This is a genomic window from Rhizobium sp. SVR5-9E (assembly GCF_056755095.1).
In genome coordinates, this window is record NZ_JBNDHS010000406.1 from 1 (window position 1) to 273 (window position 273).

Annotated in this window: 1 protein-coding gene; it reads left to right on the forward strand. The window is 53.1% G+C overall.

Annotated features, from left to right (window positions below; genetic code table 11):
• The coding region (locus ACPYOJ_RS35385; RefSeq protein WP_481420391.1) for a YihY family inner membrane protein at nucleotides 1-273 on the forward strand (273 nt) is incomplete at both ends.

The window sequence follows — 273 nt, forward strand, 5'->3', positions numbered from 1 at the left end:
GCGTGGTACCGACCACGCGCGTGCCTAACCGCGATGCGGTCGTGGGCGCGCTGGTCGCGGCATTGCTCTTTGAACTGGGCAAAAAAGGGTTTGCCCTTTACATCACCATGTTCCCGTCTTATCAGCTGATTTACGGCGTGCTGGCGGTGATCCCCATTTTATTTGTCTGGGTCTACTGGACCTGGTGTATCGTCTTGCTTGGTGCCGAAATAACTGTCACTCTCGGCGTATACCGCGAACTTAAAAAAGCAGCAGAAGCTGAAAAACAACAAG